Source organism: Methylobacterium sp. Gmos3, from assembly GCF_056430985.1.
The window spans coordinates 31403-49211 of sequence record NZ_JBWJYL010000009.1; the positions used below are offsets into that span (position 1 = coordinate 31403).

Genomic DNA, 17809 nt, shown 5'->3' on the forward strand with positions numbered 1-17809 from the left:
CTTCCATGGCCCTCATCAAAGAGATCGACTACGGCACCCCGATCCGGGTCGCCGAGCAGACGGTCACGCTGACCATCGACGGGATGGAGGTCACGGTCCCGGCCGGCACCTCCGTCATGGCCGCCGCCATGACCGCCGGCACGCAGATCCCCAAGCTCTGCGCCACTGACAGCCTGGAGCCGTTCGGCTCCTGCCGCCTCTGCCTCGTGGAGATCGAGGGCCGTCGCGGCACGCCGGCCTCCTGCACCACGCCGGCCGAGAACGGCATGGTCGTGCGTACGCAGACCGACAAGCTCGCCAAGATGCGCAAGGGGGTGATGGAGCTCTACATCTCCGACCACCCGCTGACCTGCCTCACCTGCGCCGCCAACGGCGATTGCGAGTTGCAGGACATGGCCGGCGTCGTGGGCCTGCGCGACGTGCGCTACGGCTACGAGGGCGACAACCACGTCGTGCCGAGCGCCGAGAAGTACCTCCCGAAGGACGAGTCCAACCCGTACTTCACCTACGATCCGTCGAAGTGCATCGTGTGCAACCGCTGCGTGCGCGCCTGTGAGGAGGTGCAGGGCACCTTCGCGTTGACCATCGCCGGCCGGGGCTTCGACAGCCGCGTTGCCGCCGGGCCGACCAACTTCATGGAATCGGAGTGCGTGTCCTGCGGCGCCTGCGTCCAGGCGTGTCCCACGGCCACGTTGCAAGAAAAATCGATCCACGAGTTCGGCCAGCCCGAGCACGCGGAGGTCACGACCTGCGCCTATTGCGGCGTCGGCTGCTCGTTCAAGGCGGAGATGCAGGGCACCCGCGTGGTGCGCATGGTCCCCTACAAGGGCGGCAAGGCCAATGAGGGCCATAGCTGCGTGAAGGGCCGCTTCGCCTACGGCTACGCCACCCACAAGGACCGCATCACTAAGCCGATGATCCGCGAGAAGATCACGGATCCGTGGCGCGAGGTCTCCTGGGAGGAGGCGATCGGCCGGGCGGCTTCCGAGTTCAAGCGCATCCAGGCGACCTACGGTAAGGACTCGGTCGGCGGCATCACCTCGTCGCGCTGCACGAACGAGGAAGCCTACCTCGTCCAGAAGCTGGTCCGCGCCGCCTTCGGCAACAACAATGTCGACACCTGCGCCCGCGTCTGCCACTCGCCGACCGGCTACGGCCTGATGTCCACGCTCGGCACCTCGGCCGGCACGCAGGACTTCAAGTCCGTCGAGCATTCCGACGTGATCCTCGTGATCGGCGCCAACCCGACCGACGGCCATCCGGTCTTCGGCTCGCGGATGAAGAAGCGCCTGCGCCAGGGTGCGAAGCTGATCGTCGCCGATCCGCGCAAGATCGACCTCGTGAAGTCGCCCCACATCAAGGCCGACTTCCACCTGCCGCTGAAGCCCGGCTCCAACGTCGCCTTCATCAACTCGATGGCCCATGTCATCGTGACGGAGGGCCTGATCGACGAGGCCTACGTCCGCGAGCGGTGCGACCTGCCGGAGTTCGAATCCTGGGCGCGTTTCGTCGCCGAGGAGCGGCACTCGCCGGAGAGCCAGGAGCAGTTCACCGGCCTCGACCCGCAGGCCGTGCGCGGCGCGGCGCGGCTCTACGCCAAGGGCGGCGCAGCCGGCATCTATTACGGGCTGGGCGTCACCGAGCACAGCCAGGGCTCGACGATGGTCATGGGCATGGCCAACATCGCCATGGCCACCGGCAACATCGGCAAGCTCGGCGCGGGCGTGAACCCGCTCCGCGGCCAGAACAACGTGCAGGGCTCCTGCGACATGGGCTCGTTCCCGCACGAGCTCACCGGCTACCGCCACGTCTCGGACGATGCCACCCGCGAGAGCTTCGAGGCCCTCTGGGGCGCAAAGCTCGACAACGCGCCGGGCCTGCGCATCACCAACATGCTGGACGAGGCCGTCGATGGCGCGTTCAAGGGCATGTACATTCAGGGCGAGGACATCGCGCAGTCGGACCCCGACACGCACCATGTCACCGCCGGCCTGATGGCGATGGAATGCATCGTCATCCAGGACATCTTCCTGAACGAGACGGCGAAATACGCCCACGTCTTCCTGCCGGGCGCGTCGTTCCTCGAGAAAGACGGCACCTTTACCAATGCCGAGCGCCGCATCAGCCGCGTGCGCAAGGTGATGCCGCCGCTGGGAGGCTACGGCGACTGGGAGGGCACGATCCTGCTCGCGAAGGCGCTCGGCTACGAGATGCACTACGATCACCCGTCGCAGATCATGGACGAGATCGCGAGCCTCACCCCGAGCTTCACCGGCGTGTCTTACGCCAAGCTCGATGAGCTGGGCTCGATCCAGTGGCCGTGCAACGAGAAGGCGCCGCTCGGCACCCCGATGATGCACGTCGACCGCTTCGTGCGCGGCAAGGGCCGGTTCATGATCACCGAGTTCGTGCCGACCGAGGAGCGGACGGGGGCGAAGTTCCCGCTCATCCTCACCACGGGCCGCATCCTGTCCCAGTACAATGTCGGCGCGCAGACCCGGCGCACCGAGAACTCGCGCTGGCACGAGGAGGACGTGCTGGAGATCCACCCGTTCGACGCCGAACTGCGCGGCATCGTGGACGGCGATCTCGTCTCCCTGGAGAGCCGTTCGGGCGACATCGCCCTGAAGGCCAGCGTGTCCGAGCGGATGCAGCCGGGGGTGGTCTACACGACCTTCCACCACGCCAAGACCGGCGCCAACGTCATCACCACCGACTATTCGGATTGGGCGACCAACTGCCCCGAATACAAAGTGACGGCGGTGCAGGTGCGGCGGACCAACCGGCCCTCCGACTGGCAGGCGAAGTTCTACGAGGAGGACTTCTCCCTCACGCGGATCGCTCAGGAAGCGGCGGAGTAGGCGCGATGTCGGCGGCGACCCAGGAAGACAAGCTCCTGCGCATGGCGAACCAGATCGCCTCGTTCTTCCGGTCCTACCCGGACGACGAGGCGGTGGCGGGCGTCCACAAGCACATCGAGGCGTTCTGGACGCCGAAGATGGTCCATAAGCTCGAAGCGGCCCTGCCGGGCTTCGGCGAGAAGGCGGACATCCTCGTCCGCCGGGCGATGCAGATCGACGAGCCGGTGGCCGAGAGCCCGATCCGCGCGGCCACCCGCGATCCGCAGAAGCTCGGTGACGGCGCCAGCGACGCGGGCTGACGCGTCTCGTACGACTGGTCCGACACGCTCATCGTCATTGCGTGTAACGCGAAGCAATCCAGGGGATCGGCCACGTCTTGAGACGTCCCGCTGCCTCGGATTGCTTCGCGTTGCTCGCAAAGTCGGGGCATTCGGGAGGCCCTCGCCCCGGCTCGCGCACAATGGTGCACAGGTTCTGCGCCGGAAAAATGCGCAGCCGCGCCTATTCTCTAGCCACTGCTTTCGCGCTTCGGTAAATGAATTCCTGATGCAGACCCAAGCAACGGGTCGCGTTGGGAGGTCATTCCATGAGTTCTGGGTTCGCAGGTGCGGTCGCGCCTGACGTTTCACATGGCCTGTTGTCGCGTGAGCGTATCGTCGCGAAGCCTGGTTTCAACCGTTGGTTGGTTCCGCCTGCAGCCCTCGCCATTCATCTTTGTATCGGCATGGCCTACGGCCTGTCGGTGTTCTGGCTGCCCCTGAGCCGCGCGCTCTCGGTCGGTAAGACGGCGGGCGCCGCCTGTCCCGACATGGGCGTGATGACCGCCCTGTTCACCACCACCTGCGACTGGCGGGTGAGCGACCTCGTCACCGTTTTCTCCATCGGCATCGTGGTGCTCGGCCTCTCGGCGGCCCTGTTCGGCGGCTGGCTGGAGCGGGCGGGCCCGCGCAAGGCCGGGCTCGTGGCGGCCCTGTGCTGGGGCGGCGGCTTCCTGCTCGGCTCGCTCGGTGTCTACATCCACCAGCTCTGGCTGGTCTGGCTCGGCATGGGCCTGATCGGCGGCATCGGCCTCGGGCTGGGCTACATCTCCCCGGTCTCGACGCTCATCAAGTGGTTCCCCGACCGGCGCGGCATGGCCACCGGCATGGCGATCATGGGCTTCGGCGGCGGCGCGATGATCGGCTCGCCCCTCGCCGACCTCCTCATCAAGACCTTCCGCACCCCCGACACGGCCGGCGTCTGGCAGACGCTGGCGGTGATGGGCGTGGGCTACCTGCTGTTCATGATGGCCGGCGCCTTCGGCTACCGCGTCCCCCCGGCCGGCTGGAAGCCGGAGGGATGGACGCCGCCCGCCGCCTCCACCAACGCGATGATCGCCGCCGGGCACGTCCACCTGCGCGACGCGCACAAGACCTTCCAGTTCTGGATGATCTGGCTGGTGCTGTGCCTCAACGTCTCGGCGGGCATCGGCGTGTTGGCGCTGGCCTCTCCGATGCTGCAGGAGATCTTCGGCGGGGCGCTCATCGGCCAGCCGGGCACCGCGCTCTCGGCGCTGGACGGCGGCCAGAAGGCGCAGGTCGCGGCCATCGCGGCGGGCTTCGTCGGGCTCCTGTCCCTGTTCAACATCCTCGGCCGGTTCTTCTGGGCCTCCCTCTCCGACCGGATCGGCCGGAAGGCCACCTACGCCACGTTCTTCCTCCTGGGCGCCCTGCTCTACGCCGCCGCGCCCTCCGCCGCGACGGCCGGCTCGCAGGCGCTGTTCGTGGCGATCTTCTGCGTCATCCTCTCGATGTATGGCGGCGGCTTCGCCACCATCCCGGCCTACCTCGCCGACATCTTCGGCACGCAGTTCGTGGGTGCCATCCACGGGCGGCTGCTCACGGCGTGGTCGACGGCGGGCATCGTCGGGCCGTTCGTGGTGACGAAGATCCGCGAGGTCCAGGCGGCCTCCGGCGTGCAGGGCGCCGACCTCTACGGGCGGACCATGTACGTGCTGGCGGGCTTCCTCGTGGTCGGCTTCGTCTGCAACCTCGCCGTCCGGCCCCTGGCCCGGCGCTGGTTCATGGCGGATTCGGAGGTGGCGGCGTTGAGCGCCGCCCCCGGCACGCGGCAGGTGCCCTCGGGCTCGTTCGGTATCGGCCGGGGCGGGTTCAGCCTCGGGGCGCTGCTCGCCTGGGCGGTGGTCGGCATCCCGATCATCTGGGGCATCGGCATCACGCTGTCGAAGGCGTTGATCCTGTTCCGGTGACGAGGCCGGCGCCCGGATTGTGCGAAGGCCGCCGGGCGCTTACCTCAGCTTGTCACGAGGGTCGGGAATGACGGCGTGATCGACAAGCTCGACTTCCTGCTCGCGCTGGCCCGCGAGCAGCATTTCGGCCACGCGGCCGAGGCCTGCGGCGTCACGCAGCAGACGCTCTCGGCCGGGGTCAAGCAGCTGGAGAACCGCTTCGGCGTGCAACTGGTGCTGCGCGGCTCGCGCTTCCAGGGCTTCACGCCGGAGGGCGACCGGGTGCTGGCCTGGGCGCGGCGGATCGTGGCCGATGCCCGCGCCATGCACGAGGAGGTCACCGGCCTGCGCCGGGGCCTCACGGGCCACCTGCGCATCGCCGCCATCCCCACCGCCCTGCCGATGGTCGCGCGGCTGACCACGCCCTACCGCGAGCGCCACCCGGACGTGCGCCTGACGATCGAGTCCGCCACCTCGACCGACATCTTCTCCCTGATCGAGAACCTGGAGGCTGATGCGGGCCTCACCTACCTCGACAACGAGCCGCTGGGCCGCGTCGTCTCGGTGCCGCTCTACCGGGAATACTATCGCTTCGTGACGGCGGTGGGCGGGCCCTACGACGGACGCGATTCGGTGACCTGGGCCGAGACCGGCCAAGTGCCCCTCTGCCTGCTGACGCCGAACATGCAGAACCGGCGTATCATCGACCAGCAGATCCGGGCGGCGGGGGGCGAGCCCGCCGCGACCCTCGAATCGAATTCGATGATCGTGCTGATGAGCCACGTGCGCACCCTGCGCTGGGCGTCGATCATGCCGGCGGTGCTGGTGGATGCGCTCGGCGCCATCGATGGGCTGCAGGCGATCCCGATCACCGCCCCCGATGTCGTCCACACGATCGGCCTCGTGGCCCCCCGGCGGGAGCCCTCGACGCCGATGGTGACGGCCCTCGTCTCGGTCGCCCGCCAGGTGGCCCAGACCATGGCGGGGGAGGGCAGCGGGCCTCGCATATAGCCGCCCCGTCCCTGCGGGCGCCAACAAAAAGGCCGCCCGGAGGCGGCCTTTTGCGTCGCGCTGCGGAGCGCTTACTTGATCTTGCTTTCCTTGAACTCGACGTGCTTGCGCGCGACCGGGTCGTACTTGCGCGCCGTGAGCTTCTCGGTCTGCGTGCGGGAGTTCTTCTTCGTGACGTAGAAGTAGCCCGTGTCGGCGGTGGAGACGAGCTTGATCTTGACGGTGACGGCCTTGGCCATGGCGGTTGCTCCTGAGCGGGTGGCATTCCGCCGCTTGAGCGAAACGCAAAAGGGCCGGGGAGGCCCGGCCGAATACGGCGGGTGGCATGCCCGATCGGGGCGGTCAGGTCAAGGGGAGCGCCGCCTCAGGCTCCCCGCCATGGGCAGGGCGTAGGCCAGGAATAGCGCGAGCAGCGCGTAGGCGAACCCGTCCGGCGGGATCAGGTCGAGGCCGCCGCCGATGACCGGCGGGCCGAGGATCAGGCCGACATTGTACAGCACCACGAAGGTCGCGTTGGCGCCCGCCAGATCCGACGCCGAGACCCGCGCCCCGAGGGCGGCGAGCCCCACCGTGTAGAGCGTGCCCGCGAGCCCGCCCCACAGGACGAGGAGGATCGCGAAAGCGGTCGCGGACCCGGAGGCCGCCGGGATCAGCGCCGAGCCCACGGCGCAGCCGAGGCTGGTGCCGAGGAGAACGACCGACCGGTCGAAGCGGTCGGCGAGCCAGCCGAAGGGAATCTGGAACAGCACGTTGCCGAGGGCGATCAGGCTCACGAGCCCCGCCGCCCCCTGCGCGTCGTAGCCGATGCGCAGCCCGTAGAGGGGCAGGATCGCGAAGATGCCGGTCTCGACGGCGCCGTAGAGGAGGGCCGCGCACAGGGCGGCGGGGGCAAGGCGGACATAGCCGACGACCCCGCGCCCGGTTCCGCCCTCGACGGCGGGCGACAGGCCGCGCGCGAGCAGCACCGGCAGGAGGCCGGCGAGCACGAGGAGCGAACCGGTCAGGTAGGGCCAGAGCCCTGTCGTGCCGACGAGGGTGATCAGCACCGGCCCGGTGGCGAAGCCCAGCGCCAGCACGGTGGTGTAGATGCCGAGGACGAGGCCCCGCCGCTCCGGGGGCGCCGCCGCGTTGATCCAGTATTCCGACAGGACGAACAGCGCCCCGAGCCCCGCCGAGAACACGAAGCGCAGGGGGAACCACGGCCACAGGCCGGGTAGCAGTGGGAACGCGACGAGGCTTGCCGCCGAGACGACGAGCGACAGGGTCAGCAGGGGCACGACCCCGATCCGGGACGCCACGCGCGGCACGAAGGGCACGACCAGAATGCTGCTGATGCCGGCCATCGCCGTGTTGAGGCCGATCAGGGTGCTCGACGCCCCCCGCCGTTCCATTTCGAGGGAAAGGAGCGGGATCGACAGGCTCAGCCCGATGCCCACCACCGCGACGCAGGCGATGGCCGCCGCGATGGCCGCGACGCGCTCCCGCTCGGTCGGCATCCAGCCGCCGCGCCCTCCGGCCGCCGCGACGGGGCCGGATCCATTGAACTGTGTCACAAAAACTCCCGCTCGCGGCGGCCGTAGCGCTCGAAATGAAAGGGGATCTGCCGGTGGGGCGCGAAGTCCACGGCGATCTGCGCCTCGAGCTCGTCGAGGATGGCACGGGTAATATAGGGCAGGTCGAGCTTGCGCGCCGCGTCGAGGCGCACCCAGGCGAGTTCGGTGAACTCGGTGTCCGCGTTCACCCGGCCGGCTTCCTCGACGGCGACGCCGGTGCGGTCGACGGCGAAGAAGCGCGTGTCGAACCTCCGCACGCGCTTCGGCGGCGTGATCGCGCGGGCGACGAGGTGCAGGGCTTCGAGGTCCGGCAGCACGCCGTGGTGCCGGAAGGCCTCCCAGCCGGCGGGGACGTCCTCCGGCGGGCCGTACTCGGCGGTGCCGAGCATCAGGCCGGTCTCCTCGTAGGTCTCGCGGATCGCGGCGAGCGCCAGGGCGCGGCCGAGATGGTGCGGCGGGCGGGAGATGCGGCGGGCCAGGGCGGCCTCGGCGTAATCAGGCAGGGCGCCGGCCACGGACATGGAGCGGTCGCCGAGTTCGATGCGGCCGCCGGGGAACACGAACTTGCCGGGCATGAAGGCGAGGCGGGCGTTGCGCCGGCCCATCAGCACCTTCGGTCCGCCCCGCCCCCGGCGGTCGAGGACGATCATCGTCGCGGCGTCGCGGGGGCGCAGGCTCGCGGCGGGACGGGAGGCCTCAGGTGCGGCTTGCGGGGGCGCCGGGTCCGGCTGGGGCAAGGCGTGTCTCCTCCGGCCCCGGTGCGGGGCGGGCCTGCGGTAACGCGGCGAAGCCGTGCATGCCAAGGGCGTATTGCAGGCCGACGACCGCCCCCTTCACCGGCTGCAGCAGCCCCAGGGCGAGCGCCAGGGTGACGACCGGCCAGACGCCCATCTCCACCCACAGGGGCACGTCGTAGGCGCTCTCGGTCTCGAGGATCAGGTAGCCGATGACGTGGGCGACGATGAAGATCACCACGTAGGGCGGCAGGTCGTCGGCGCGGTGGTGGTGCAGTTCGAGGCCGCACGCCTCGCAATGCGGCCGCACCTTCAGGAAGCGGCCGAACAGCTTGCCCTCCCCGCAATGGGGGCAGCGGCCGATGAAGCCGCGCGCCGGGGAGCGGATCAGCCCCGTGCGGGCTGGCGTCTGCGTCGTGGGCATCGTGCTATTCCCTCTCCGTCATTGCTTCGCTGACGCTCGCAATGACGACAGTGCTTACCGCCGCGAGCCGCGATGGCGCGTGCCGGAATTGCGGATGCCGGCGGGGCGTCCGGGCGGGGCCGCCTTGAACGGCCGTCCGGGCGCCTTGCTCGTCCCGCCGCCGCCCCTCTTCCTGCCCTCGCTCAGCAGCTCGAAGCGCAGCGCCCCGGCCACGGGCGCGGCCTCCACGAGGCGCACCTCCACCCGGTCGCCCAGGCGGAAGGTCTCGCCCGTCCGCTCGCCGACGAGGGCGTGGCGGCCCTCCTCGTGGCGGAAGTAATCGGCGCCAAGCTGCGAGATCGGCACGAAGCCGTCCGCCCCGGTCTCGTCGAGCTTGATGAACAGGCCGGCGCGGGTCACGCCGGAGATCTGCCCGGCGAAGGTCGCGCCGACGCGGTCCGCGAGATGGCCCGCGATGAGCCGGTCGATGGTCTCGCGCTCGGCGGCCATGGCCCGGCGCTCCGTGGCGGAAATGCTTTCGCCGATGGCAGCGAGGTCCCCCACCGACACGTCGGAGGACAAACCGCCCGATCCGAGCCTGCAGGCCGAGATAAGCGCCCGGTGGACGATGAGGTCGGCGTAGCGCCGGATCGGCGAGGTGAAATGCGCGTAGCGGCGCAGGTTCAGGCCGAAATGGCCGAGGTTCTCGGAGGCGTAGACCGCCTGGGCCTGCGAGCGCAGCACGACCTCGTTGATGAACACCGCGTGCTCCGTCTCGGCCACCGAGCGCAGGATGCGGTTGAACAGGTCGGGCCGCAGCGCGCCCTCCTTCGGCAGCTTGATGCCGACGGAGGCCAGCACCTCACCGAGCGCCCGCACCTTCTCCACCGCCGGCTCGTCGTGGACACGGTAGATCAGCGGGTGCTTGGCCGCTTCCAAAGTCTCGGCGGCGGCGACGTTCGCCTGGATCATGAACTCCTCGATCAGCCGGTGGGCGTCGAGGCGTTGGGGCACGATCACCCGGTCGACGCCGCCCTCCGGCGTCAGCAGTACCTTGCGCTCGGGCAGGTCGAGGGCCAGCGGCCCACGCCGGTCGCGCGCCGTCCGCAGGGCCGCGTAGGCGGCCCAGAGGGGCTTGAGGGCCTTGTCGAGGAGTGGCCCGGTCTTCTCGTCGCCATGGCCGTCGATGGCGGCCTGGGCTTGCGCGTAGGAGAGCTTCGCCGCCGAGCGCATCATCACCCGGTGGAACGTGTGCTTGCGCTTCGTCCCGTCGGCGGCGATCAACATGCGCACGGCGAGCGCCGGGCGGTCCTCGCCCTCGCGCAGGGAACACAGGTCGTTCGAGATGCGCTCGGGCAGCATCGGCACGACGCGATCGGGGAAGTAGACCGAGTTGCCCCGCTCCAAAGCCTCCCGATCGAGGCTGGTGCCGGGGCGGACGTAGGCCGCCACATCCGCGATGGCGACCGTCACGACGAAGCCGCCGGCATTGGCGGGGTCCTCGTCGGGCTCGGCCATCACCGCGTCGTCGTGGTCCTTGGCGTCGGGCGGGTCGATGGTGAGCAGCGGCCGTTCGCGCCAATCCTCGCGGCCCTTCAGCGTGGCGGGCTTCACCGCGTCGGCCTCGGCCAGCGTCGCGTCGGCGAAGACGTGCGGGATGCCGTGGATGTGCAGGGCGATGAGGCTCACCGCCTTCTCGGAGCCCAGCGAGCCCAGCCGCTCCTTCACCCGGCCCTTGGGCAGGCCGAAGCGGGTCTCGCGTTCGAGCGTGACGCTCACGAGGTCGCCGTCGCGGGCCTCGCCTTCCTCGCCGGGCGGGATCAGGATTTCCTTGCCCTGGCCCTTCTTCTCGACGGGCACGATCCGCCCGCCCTGGGCGCCCGCCCGGTAGACGCCGATGATCTCGGCCTTGTTCTTCCCGATGACCTTGACGATCCGGCCGGAATAGCCGCCCTCCGCGTCGCGCTCGACGCGGATCAGGGCGCGATCACCGATGCCCGGCGCCGGGCGCTTGGCGCCCCGCCCGCCGCGCACCGGCATCAGCACGATGGAGGGCGGCTTGCCTTCGCCGGTCCACTCCACCGGCACCGCCAGGAAGTCGCCGTGGCGGTCGCGGGAGCGGATGTCGGCGAGCACGACCGGCGGCAGGCGCCCGGCCGCCGCGAGGCCGCCGCGCCCGCGCTCCAGGGCGCCTTCGCCCTCGATCTCCTTGAGGATCGCCTTCAGCTCGATCTTCGCCGCGCCGCCCTTCACGCCGAAGGCCTTGGCGATCTCGCGCTTGCCGACGCGTTCCTTCGATTCGGCGACGAAGGCGAGGATCTGCTCGCGCGTGGGGAGCGTCTGGGGGAGGGCGGTGTCCGCCTTCGCGCGGGTGCGGGGTGCCAAAGATCCGTGCCGTGTCTGGAGAAAGGACGAGCGGGCCGTGCGGCCCGCGCTTCCCCCCGAAGGTGGTGGCGCAGACGGCGCACGGCAACGACTCATCCGTGTTCGTCAACAGATGCCGCAGGTTGGCTCCGGTCAAGGGTTGGAGGAGGGCGTTCGCGGCGGCACCCTCGCATTCGCCCTCCGTCTTTGCGAGCGAAGCGAAGCAATCCAGGGACACGCTACGGTCGGACAAGTCTCGCTGCCCTGGATTGCTTCGCTGTCGCTCGCAAAGACGGGGGAGGGGAATGCCGGTCCGAGAAACCTTCTACCCCGTCGAGGCCGACTTGCGGATCGTCTCCACCGCCCCGTCGATGTCGAAGCCCGGTGCCAGCAACGCGTCGAGGGCGAACGGGCATTGGCGTGGCAGCGTCAGGTTCACCTGTCCCTCCTCGTCGACGAGGTCCGGCGACTCGGCCTGCTGGACGGCGAGCGTCCAGGCGCCGTCGATTCGGACATGGGCCGGGTCCGGCGGGTTCGCGGCCAGCGCTTTCAGCCGGGCGGCCCCTTCCTCTCGGCAGGCGAGGCTCTTGGCGTCGTCCGAGAGCAGGGCCGCCTTGACTAATTCGGCCAGGGCATCCCTGACCCGCTCCACATCCGCGTTCATGCCTTGTCCCGGTGAGTGACTCCTGCGACGGACTGGCAAGGGCGGTGCCAGCCGCCTCGGCTTCCCTCGCGGGCCGCCGGGTGTAGAACGCGCGGCATGATCCCGGTTCTCACCCGCACCGCCGACGCGGTTCCCCTCTACGAGGCCGCCTGCGCCGAACTCCTCGCGCGCGGCTTCGCGGGCGACCTGTCGCTGACGCCGGCCGACCGGACGGTCTTTTCCACCGACAACTCGATCTATCAGGTCGAACCCGGCGCCGTCGCCTTCCCGCGAACCCGCGACGACCTCGTGCGGATCGCCCGCCTGCTGGACAATCCGCGCTTCACGGAGATCGTCATCCGCCCGCGCGGCGGCGCGACGGGGACCAACGGCCAGTCGCTCGGCCATGGCCTCGTGGTCGACACCTCCCGGCACATGAACCGCATCCTGGAGATCGATGTCGCGAACCGGGTGGTTCGCGTCGAGCCCGGCGTGGTGAAGGACCAGCTCAACCGCGAGTTGGCTAAGCACGGCCTGTTCTTCGCCCCCGAACTCTCGACCTCGAACCGCGCCACCCTCGGCGGCATGATCTCCACCGATGCCTGCGGCCAGGGCTCCTGTCTCTACGGCAAGACCCGCGATCACGTTCTGGCGCTGACCTGCGTGCTCACCGACGGCACCGTCTGGACGGCCGAACCCCTCGACGCCGAAGGTCTCGCCGCCGCCAAGGCGCAGCCGGGCCGGGTCGGGGACATCCACCGGACGGTGGATACGGCGATTTCCGAGTACGCCGCACTCATCGCCGAGCGCTTCCCCAAGCTCAACCGCTGCCTCACCGGCTACGACCTCGCCCATGTCCGCGACGGGGAGGGGCGGTTCGACCTGAAGAGCCTGATCTGCGGCTCGGAGGGGACGCTGGCCCTCATCGCCGAGGCGCGGCTCAACGTCCTGCCGATCCCGAAGGCGGCGGCACTGGTCGCCCTGTCCTACGTCGATTTCGACGCGGCGCTCCGGGACGCGCAGGCGCTGATGCCCTTCGGCGCGGCCTCCGTCGAGACCATCGATTCGACGGTGCTCGGCCTCGCCCGCAAGGACCCGATCTGGGCCGAGGTGCGGGCCTTCTTCCCCGACGATCCGGCGGGCCGCACCGTCGAGGGCATCAATCTCGTGGAGTTCGTCGGCGACGACGAAGGGGCCGTCGCGGCGGCCTTGAGCCGGCTCACGACCGTCCTCGACGCGGAGCGCGAGAGCCACGGCAAGCGCCTCGCCTACACGGTGGCGAAGGGCGCGGCGATCGAGCGGCTGTGGACCATGCGCAAGAAGGCGGTGGGCCTGCTCGGCGCGGCGAAGGGCGAGGCGAGGCCGATCCCCTTCGTGGAGGACACGGCGGTGCCCCCCGAGGTGCTGGCCGATTACATCGCCGAGTTCCGCGCCCTCCTCGATGCCAAGGGCCTGCGCTACGGCATGTTCGGCCATGTCGATGCCGGCGTGCTCCATGTCCGCCCGGCCATCGACCTGAAGGACGAGCGCCAGGCCCCCCTGATCCGCGAGGTGACGGAGGGCGTCGTCGCGCTCACCAAGCGCTACGGCGGGCTGCTCTGGGGCGAGCACGGCAAGGGCTTCCGCTCGGAATTCGTGCCCGAGACCTTCGGGCCGCTGGTGCCCGTGCTGGAGATCGTGAAGCGCGCCTTCGACCCCGGCGACCGGATGAACCCCGGCAAGATCGCCTCCGCCGCCGGCCGGCCGCTCACGCGGATCGACGGCGTGCCCCGCCGGGGCGAGGCCGACCGGACGATTCCCATCCCCGTCCGCGCCGCGTTCGATGCGGCGCTCCATTGCAACGGCAATGGCGCCTGCTTCTCCTACGACACCGACGAGGCCATGTGCCCGTCGTGGAAGGCGACGCGCGAGCGGCGGCATTCGCCGAAGGGCCGCGCCTCGCTGATGCGGGAATGGCTGCGGCTCGCCACGGCAGCTGGGGCGGACCCCGCCGCCGCGCTCAAGTCCGAACGCCCGAACTGGCTCGCCGACCTGATGCGCAGCCTGCGCCCCGCCGGCAACCGGGACGACTTCTCCCACGCGGTGAAGGAGGCGATGGATGGCTGCCTCGCCTGCAAGTCCTGCACGGGCTCCTGCCCGATCAAGGTGGACGTGCCGAGCTTCCGGGCGAAATTCCTGGCGCTCTACCACCAGCGCTACCCGCGTCCGCTGAAGGACCATCTGATCGCGGCCCTCGAACCGCTGCTGCCCCTGGCGGCGCGGGCGCCGCGGCTCGGCAACGTGATCGCCGCAAACCCCCTCGCCCGCTCGGTGATGGCGCGGCTCGGGCTGGTGGCGATTCCCGCCCTCTCGACCTTCGATCTTGCGGGGGCGCTGGCGAGGCTCGGCGTCGCCACCGCGACCCCGCTGGCCCTGCGCGGTCTTGGCGCGGAGGAGCGCAAGAAGTCCGTGGTGATCGTGCAGGACGCCTTCACCACGCATTTCGAGGCGGAACTCGTCGCCGACCTCTGCGCCCTGTTGGTGGAACTCGGCTTCCGGCCCTGGCTCGCGCCCTACCGGCCGAACGGCAAGCCGCTCCATGTCCACGGCTTCCTCGCCCGGTTCGGCCAGGTCGCCGCCGAGGGTGCGGCCTCCCTGCGGGCCCTCGCGGCAGAGGGTGTGCCGCTGATCGGCATCGACCCGTCGATGACGCTCACCTACCGTTCGGAATACGCCGCCGCGCTGCCTGCCGGGGCGGTGCCCAAGGTCGAGATGGTGCAGGAATGGCTCTCCGGCCGGCTCGGAGAGATCGCCCCGCGCGACGGCGGGGGCCGCTACCGCCTGCTGCCCCATTGTACCGAGCGCACCAACGCACCCGGCGCGGTGAAGGACTGGCAGGCCGTGTTCACCCATCTCGGCCTGAGCCTCGACGTGCCGGCCTCCGGCTGCTGCGGCATGGCCGGGACCTACGGCCACGAGGCGAGCCATCGCGCCACCTCCGAGACGATCTACCGGCAGAGCTGGGCGCACCACGTCGCCGCGTCGGCGGGGGATCTCCTGGCGGATGGCTATTCCTGCCGCTCCCAGGCGAAGCTCGTGGACGGCATCCGCCTGCGCCATCCGGTGCGGGCGCTCCTCGACCATGTGCGGACGAGCGCCGTCGCGGCGACCCGGAAGGCGGCGGCATGAGCGAGGCCCGCACGATGCGCGTCGCCGTGATGGGAGCAGGGGCGGTCGGCTGCTATTACGGCGCCGTGCTGGCCAAGGCCGGGCATCCGGTCACGCTGATCGGCCGTCCGGCCCTCGCGGAGGCCGTGGCCGAACGGGGCCTCGTCCTCGACACCGCGCGGGGACGCGAAACCATCGCGCTCAACGTCGTCACCGGGCCGGAGGGCGTGGCCGGGGCGGATTGCGTCCTGGTTTGCGTGAAGTCGGGGGATACGGAGGAGGCCGGGCGGTCGATGCGGCCGCATCTGGCGCCCGGGGCCGTGATCCTCAGCCTGCAGAACGGCGTCGACAACGGCGAGCGGCTGGCCTCGATCCTCGGGCGGCCGGTCGTGCCGGTGGCGGTCTACGTCGCCACCGCCATGGAGGGCGCGGGCCATGTCCGCCATCACGGGCGGGGCGATTTGATCCTCGGTCCGGGCGGCGAGAAGATCGCGGATCATCTGAACGCGGCCGGCATCCCGGTCACCGTGTCCGAGCGGGTGCGGGATGCCCTCTGGGCGAAGCTCACGATCAACTGCGCCTGGAACGCCCTCTCGGCGCTGGGCGGCCAGCCCTACGGGCGCCTCTTCGCCGGCGAGGGCGTCGCGGCCGTGCTGGCGGACGTCACCGCCGAATGCCGCGCGGTGGCGGAGGCCAGCGGCGTGCGCCTGCCGGAGGACATGCTGGATCAGGTCCGCGCCATCGCGGCGACCATGGCGGAGCAGCGCTCTTCCACGGCCCAGGATCTCGCCCGGGGGCGCCGGACGGAGATCGACCATCTCAACGGCTTCATCGTCCGCGCGGGCGAGCGGCTGGGCATCCCAACCCCGGCGAACCGGGTGCTGCACACGCTCGTGAGGCTGGTCGAGCCCTAACTGGCAGTCACGCCTTCGCCGCGTTCGCCTTGCGCGTGGCGGCGGCCTTCTTGGCCGAGGCCGAGCGGTCGGCGGCGCTACGCTTCGAGGAAGCCGCGCCCCCGGCCTTGCCGCCCTTGTGCGCCGCCGGGTGGCCGGTCTCCTTGGCCCGCCCCGACCCGCCGGGATGCTTGCCGCCGCCGTCGTCCTTGTTGACGGTGGCCCAGGCGCGGGCCTCGGCTTCCTTCTCCGGAACGCCCCGGCTCTCATAGGACTCGGCGATGTGCTCGGCCTTGCGCTTCTGCTTGTCCGTGTATTTCGACTTGTCGCCCTGGGACATGGCGCGTCCTCCCGACGGAAGCGGCGGCCTCACCCGACTCCGGTGGGACCGTCGAGGATAGCCCGCACCCGCCGGATCAGCTCCGTGCGGCGATAGGGCTTGTTCAGAATGTCGAATTCCGAACCCCCCACATCGGTTCGCTCCAGGCTCGCCTCGGCGTAGCCGGTGGCCAGCAGCACCTTCAGGCGCGGCTGGCGGCGGCGGGCCTCGCGGGCGAGCACCACGCCGTTCATGCCGCCGGGCATGATCATGTCGGTGAAGAGCAGGTCGATGCTCTCGCTGGAATCGAGGATCTCCAGCGCCTCCTTGCCGCTCCCGGCCATCAGCACCGTGTAGCCGAAGTCGCGCAGGATCGTGCGGGCGAGCTCGGCCACGTCCTGACGGTCGTCCACCACGAGGACCGTCTCCGTGCCCGGCCGCTCGACGGTGCGCAGGGCGACCTTGGCGGGCATGGCCTGCTCGCCCTCCACCGCCGGAAAGGACAGCTTGACCGTCGTGCCGGACCCGACGGCGGATTCGATCTGCGCCGCCCCGCCGGATTGCTTGGCGAAACCGTAGACCATGGAAAGGCCGAGCCCGGTGCCCTTGCCCTCTTCCTTGGTGGTGAAGAACGGGTCCATCACCCGCGCCAGCACGGCGGGCGGGATGCCGGTGCCGGTGTCGCTGACGGCGATGGAGGTGTAGCGCCCCTCGCGCAGGGGGCCGACCTCGTGGTCGGCATTCACCGTCACCGTGCGGTTGGCGGTGGCGATGCGCACGGTGCCGCCGCCCGGCATCGCGTCGCGGGCGTTGATGAGGACGTTGAGGAGCGCGACCTCGGCCTGGGTCGGGTCGACGCGGCAGTTCCAGAGGTCCTCCGCGAGGTCGAACTCCACCTGCACCGCGTCGCCGACCGACCGGTCGATCATGTCCCGCATCCCCTCCACGAGGGTGTTCAGGTTCACCGAGCGGCCTTCCAGGCGCTGCTTGCGTGCGAAGGCCAGGAGCTGCTGCGTGAGGGTGGTGGCGCGCTCGGCCGCCTGCCGGATGTTGTCGGTGGCCCGCCCGAGCCGCGCCCGGTCGGCATCGGGCTTCTCCAGCCCGGCGGCGAGGATGTCGACGTAGCCGACGATCACCTGCAGCAGGTTGTTGAAGTCGTGGGCGATGCCGCCGGTCAACTGGCCGAGGGCCTCCATCTTCTGCGCCTGGCCCAAAGCCTCCTCCGCGTCGCGGCGGCGGGAGACGTCGAGCTGCGAGCCGAAATAGTAGACGAGCTCCCCTTCCGTGTTGTGCACGGGCGAGACGAACAGGGCGTTCCAGAAGGTCGAGCCGTTCTTGCGGTAGTTCAGGATCTCGGTGGCGAATTCCCGCCGCTCGACGATGGCCGCGCGCACCTGGGCGATGGTTTCCCGGTCGGTCTCGGGTCCCTGGAGGAAGCGGCAGTTGCGGCCGACCAGTTCCTCCGGCGTGTAGCCGGTCATCGCCAGGAAGGCGCGGTTGGCGAAGATGATCGGGTTGTCGGGCTGGCGCGGGTCCGTGACGATCATCGGCATCCGCGTCGTCTCGACGGCGGCGAAGAAGATCTCGCTCCTGGGGTCGGAAACCTCCGCCGGGGCGTCGTCGTGGACGCGTGTCCCTTGGGACTCGGACATCA

At 70.3% G+C, this 17809-nt stretch carries 14 protein-coding genes; 6 read left to right on the top strand and 8 right to left on the bottom strand.

From position 1 onward, the window contains the following. The first annotated feature begins 5 nt into the window (after positions 1-5). The 4 genes from fdhF to ACS5Q7_RS19170 all read left to right on the top strand — a co-directional run bounded on the left by fdhF (position 6) and on the right by ACS5Q7_RS19170 (position 6099). Positions 6-2861, top strand: a complete 2856-nt coding sequence (fdhF, locus tag ACS5Q7_RS19155) for a formate dehydrogenase subunit alpha (RefSeq protein ID WP_478340865.1) — start codon at positions 6-8, stop codon at positions 2859-2861. Between the two features lie 5 nt (positions 2862-2866). Continuing rightward, complete coding sequence (locus tag ACS5Q7_RS19160) at positions 2867-3160, top strand: formate dehydrogenase subunit delta (RefSeq protein WP_478340866.1); 294 nt, start codon at positions 2867-2869, stop codon at positions 3158-3160. A gap of 287 nt (positions 3161-3447) precedes the next feature. Continuing rightward, the gene (locus ACS5Q7_RS19165) at positions 3448-5109 is read left to right on the top strand and encodes an OFA family MFS transporter (protein WP_478340867.1); all 1662 of its coding nucleotides are present in this window, start codon (positions 3448-3450) and stop codon (positions 5107-5109) included. A 75-nt stretch (positions 5110-5184) separates the two neighbouring features. Next, positions 5185-6099 carry a LysR family transcriptional regulator gene (locus ACS5Q7_RS19170; protein WP_478340868.1) on the top strand — a complete coding sequence of 305 codons (915 nt, stop codon included), beginning with the start codon at positions 5185-5187 and terminating at the stop codon, positions 6097-6099. Positions 6100-6170: 71 nt separating this feature from the next. On the opposite strand, the gene rpmG is transcribed toward ACS5Q7_RS19170, so the two are convergent. From rpmG to ACS5Q7_RS19200, 6 genes are all read right to left on the bottom strand, one after another. Beyond that, positions 6171-6338: a 50S ribosomal protein L33 gene (gene rpmG / locus ACS5Q7_RS19175; protein ID WP_243959144.1), complete on the bottom strand. Its 168-nt coding sequence runs from the start codon at positions 6336-6338 to the stop codon at positions 6171-6173. 108 nt (positions 6339-6446) lie between these two features. Next, on the bottom strand, positions 6447-7595 hold the full coding sequence (locus ACS5Q7_RS19180; RefSeq protein WP_478341131.1) for an MFS transporter: 1149 nt from the start codon (positions 7593-7595) through the stop codon (positions 6447-6449). 53 nt (positions 7596-7648) lie between these two features. After that, positions 7649-8389 (bottom strand): NUDIX hydrolase, encoded by a 741-nt coding sequence (locus tag ACS5Q7_RS19185; protein ID WP_478340869.1) that lies wholly within the window; start codon positions 8387-8389, stop codon positions 7649-7651. Further along, positions 8349-8810: a DUF983 domain-containing protein gene (locus ACS5Q7_RS19190; protein ID WP_478340870.1), complete on the bottom strand. Its 462-nt coding sequence runs from the start codon at positions 8808-8810 to the stop codon at positions 8349-8351. Before ACS5Q7_RS19190 ends, ACS5Q7_RS19185 begins: the two co-directional genes overlap by 41 nt. Before the next feature lie 54 nt (positions 8811-8864). Next, positions 8865-11174 (bottom strand): ribonuclease R, encoded by a 2310-nt coding sequence (gene rnr, locus ACS5Q7_RS19195; RefSeq protein ID WP_478340871.1) that lies wholly within the window; start codon positions 11172-11174, stop codon positions 8865-8867. 304 nt (positions 11175-11478) lie between these two features. Further along, complete coding sequence (locus ACS5Q7_RS19200) at positions 11479-11817, bottom strand: hypothetical protein (RefSeq protein ID WP_478340872.1); 339 nt, start codon at positions 11815-11817, stop codon at positions 11479-11481. Between the two features lie 96 nt (positions 11818-11913). Here ACS5Q7_RS19200 and ydiJ point away from each other — a divergent pair, with 96 nt between their 5' ends. Beyond that, the gene (gene ydiJ / locus ACS5Q7_RS19205) at positions 11914-14964 is read left to right on the top strand and encodes a D-2-hydroxyglutarate dehydrogenase YdiJ (RefSeq protein ID WP_478340873.1); all 3051 of its coding nucleotides are present in this window, start codon (positions 11914-11916) and stop codon (positions 14962-14964) included. Continuing rightward, positions 14961-15857 carry a ketopantoate reductase family protein gene (locus ACS5Q7_RS19210; RefSeq protein WP_478340874.1) on the top strand — a complete coding sequence of 299 codons (897 nt, stop codon included), beginning with the start codon at positions 14961-14963 and terminating at the stop codon, positions 15855-15857. The genes ydiJ and ACS5Q7_RS19210 overlap by 4 nt, the downstream gene beginning before the upstream one ends. 7 nt (positions 15858-15864) lie before the next feature. On the opposite strand, the gene ACS5Q7_RS19215 is transcribed toward ACS5Q7_RS19210, so the two are convergent. Both ACS5Q7_RS19215 and ACS5Q7_RS19220 read right to left on the bottom strand, forming a co-directional pair. Then, positions 15865-16176, bottom strand: coding sequence for a plasmid stabilization protein (locus ACS5Q7_RS19215; RefSeq protein ID WP_478340875.1), 312 nt, complete (start codon positions 16174-16176; stop codon positions 15865-15867). A gap of 29 nt (positions 16177-16205) precedes the next feature. Beyond that, positions 16206-17807, bottom strand: coding sequence for a hybrid sensor histidine kinase/response regulator (locus tag ACS5Q7_RS19220; protein ID WP_478340876.1), 1602 nt, complete (start codon positions 17805-17807; stop codon positions 16206-16208). Between the last annotated feature and the right edge of the window lie 2 nt (positions 17808-17809).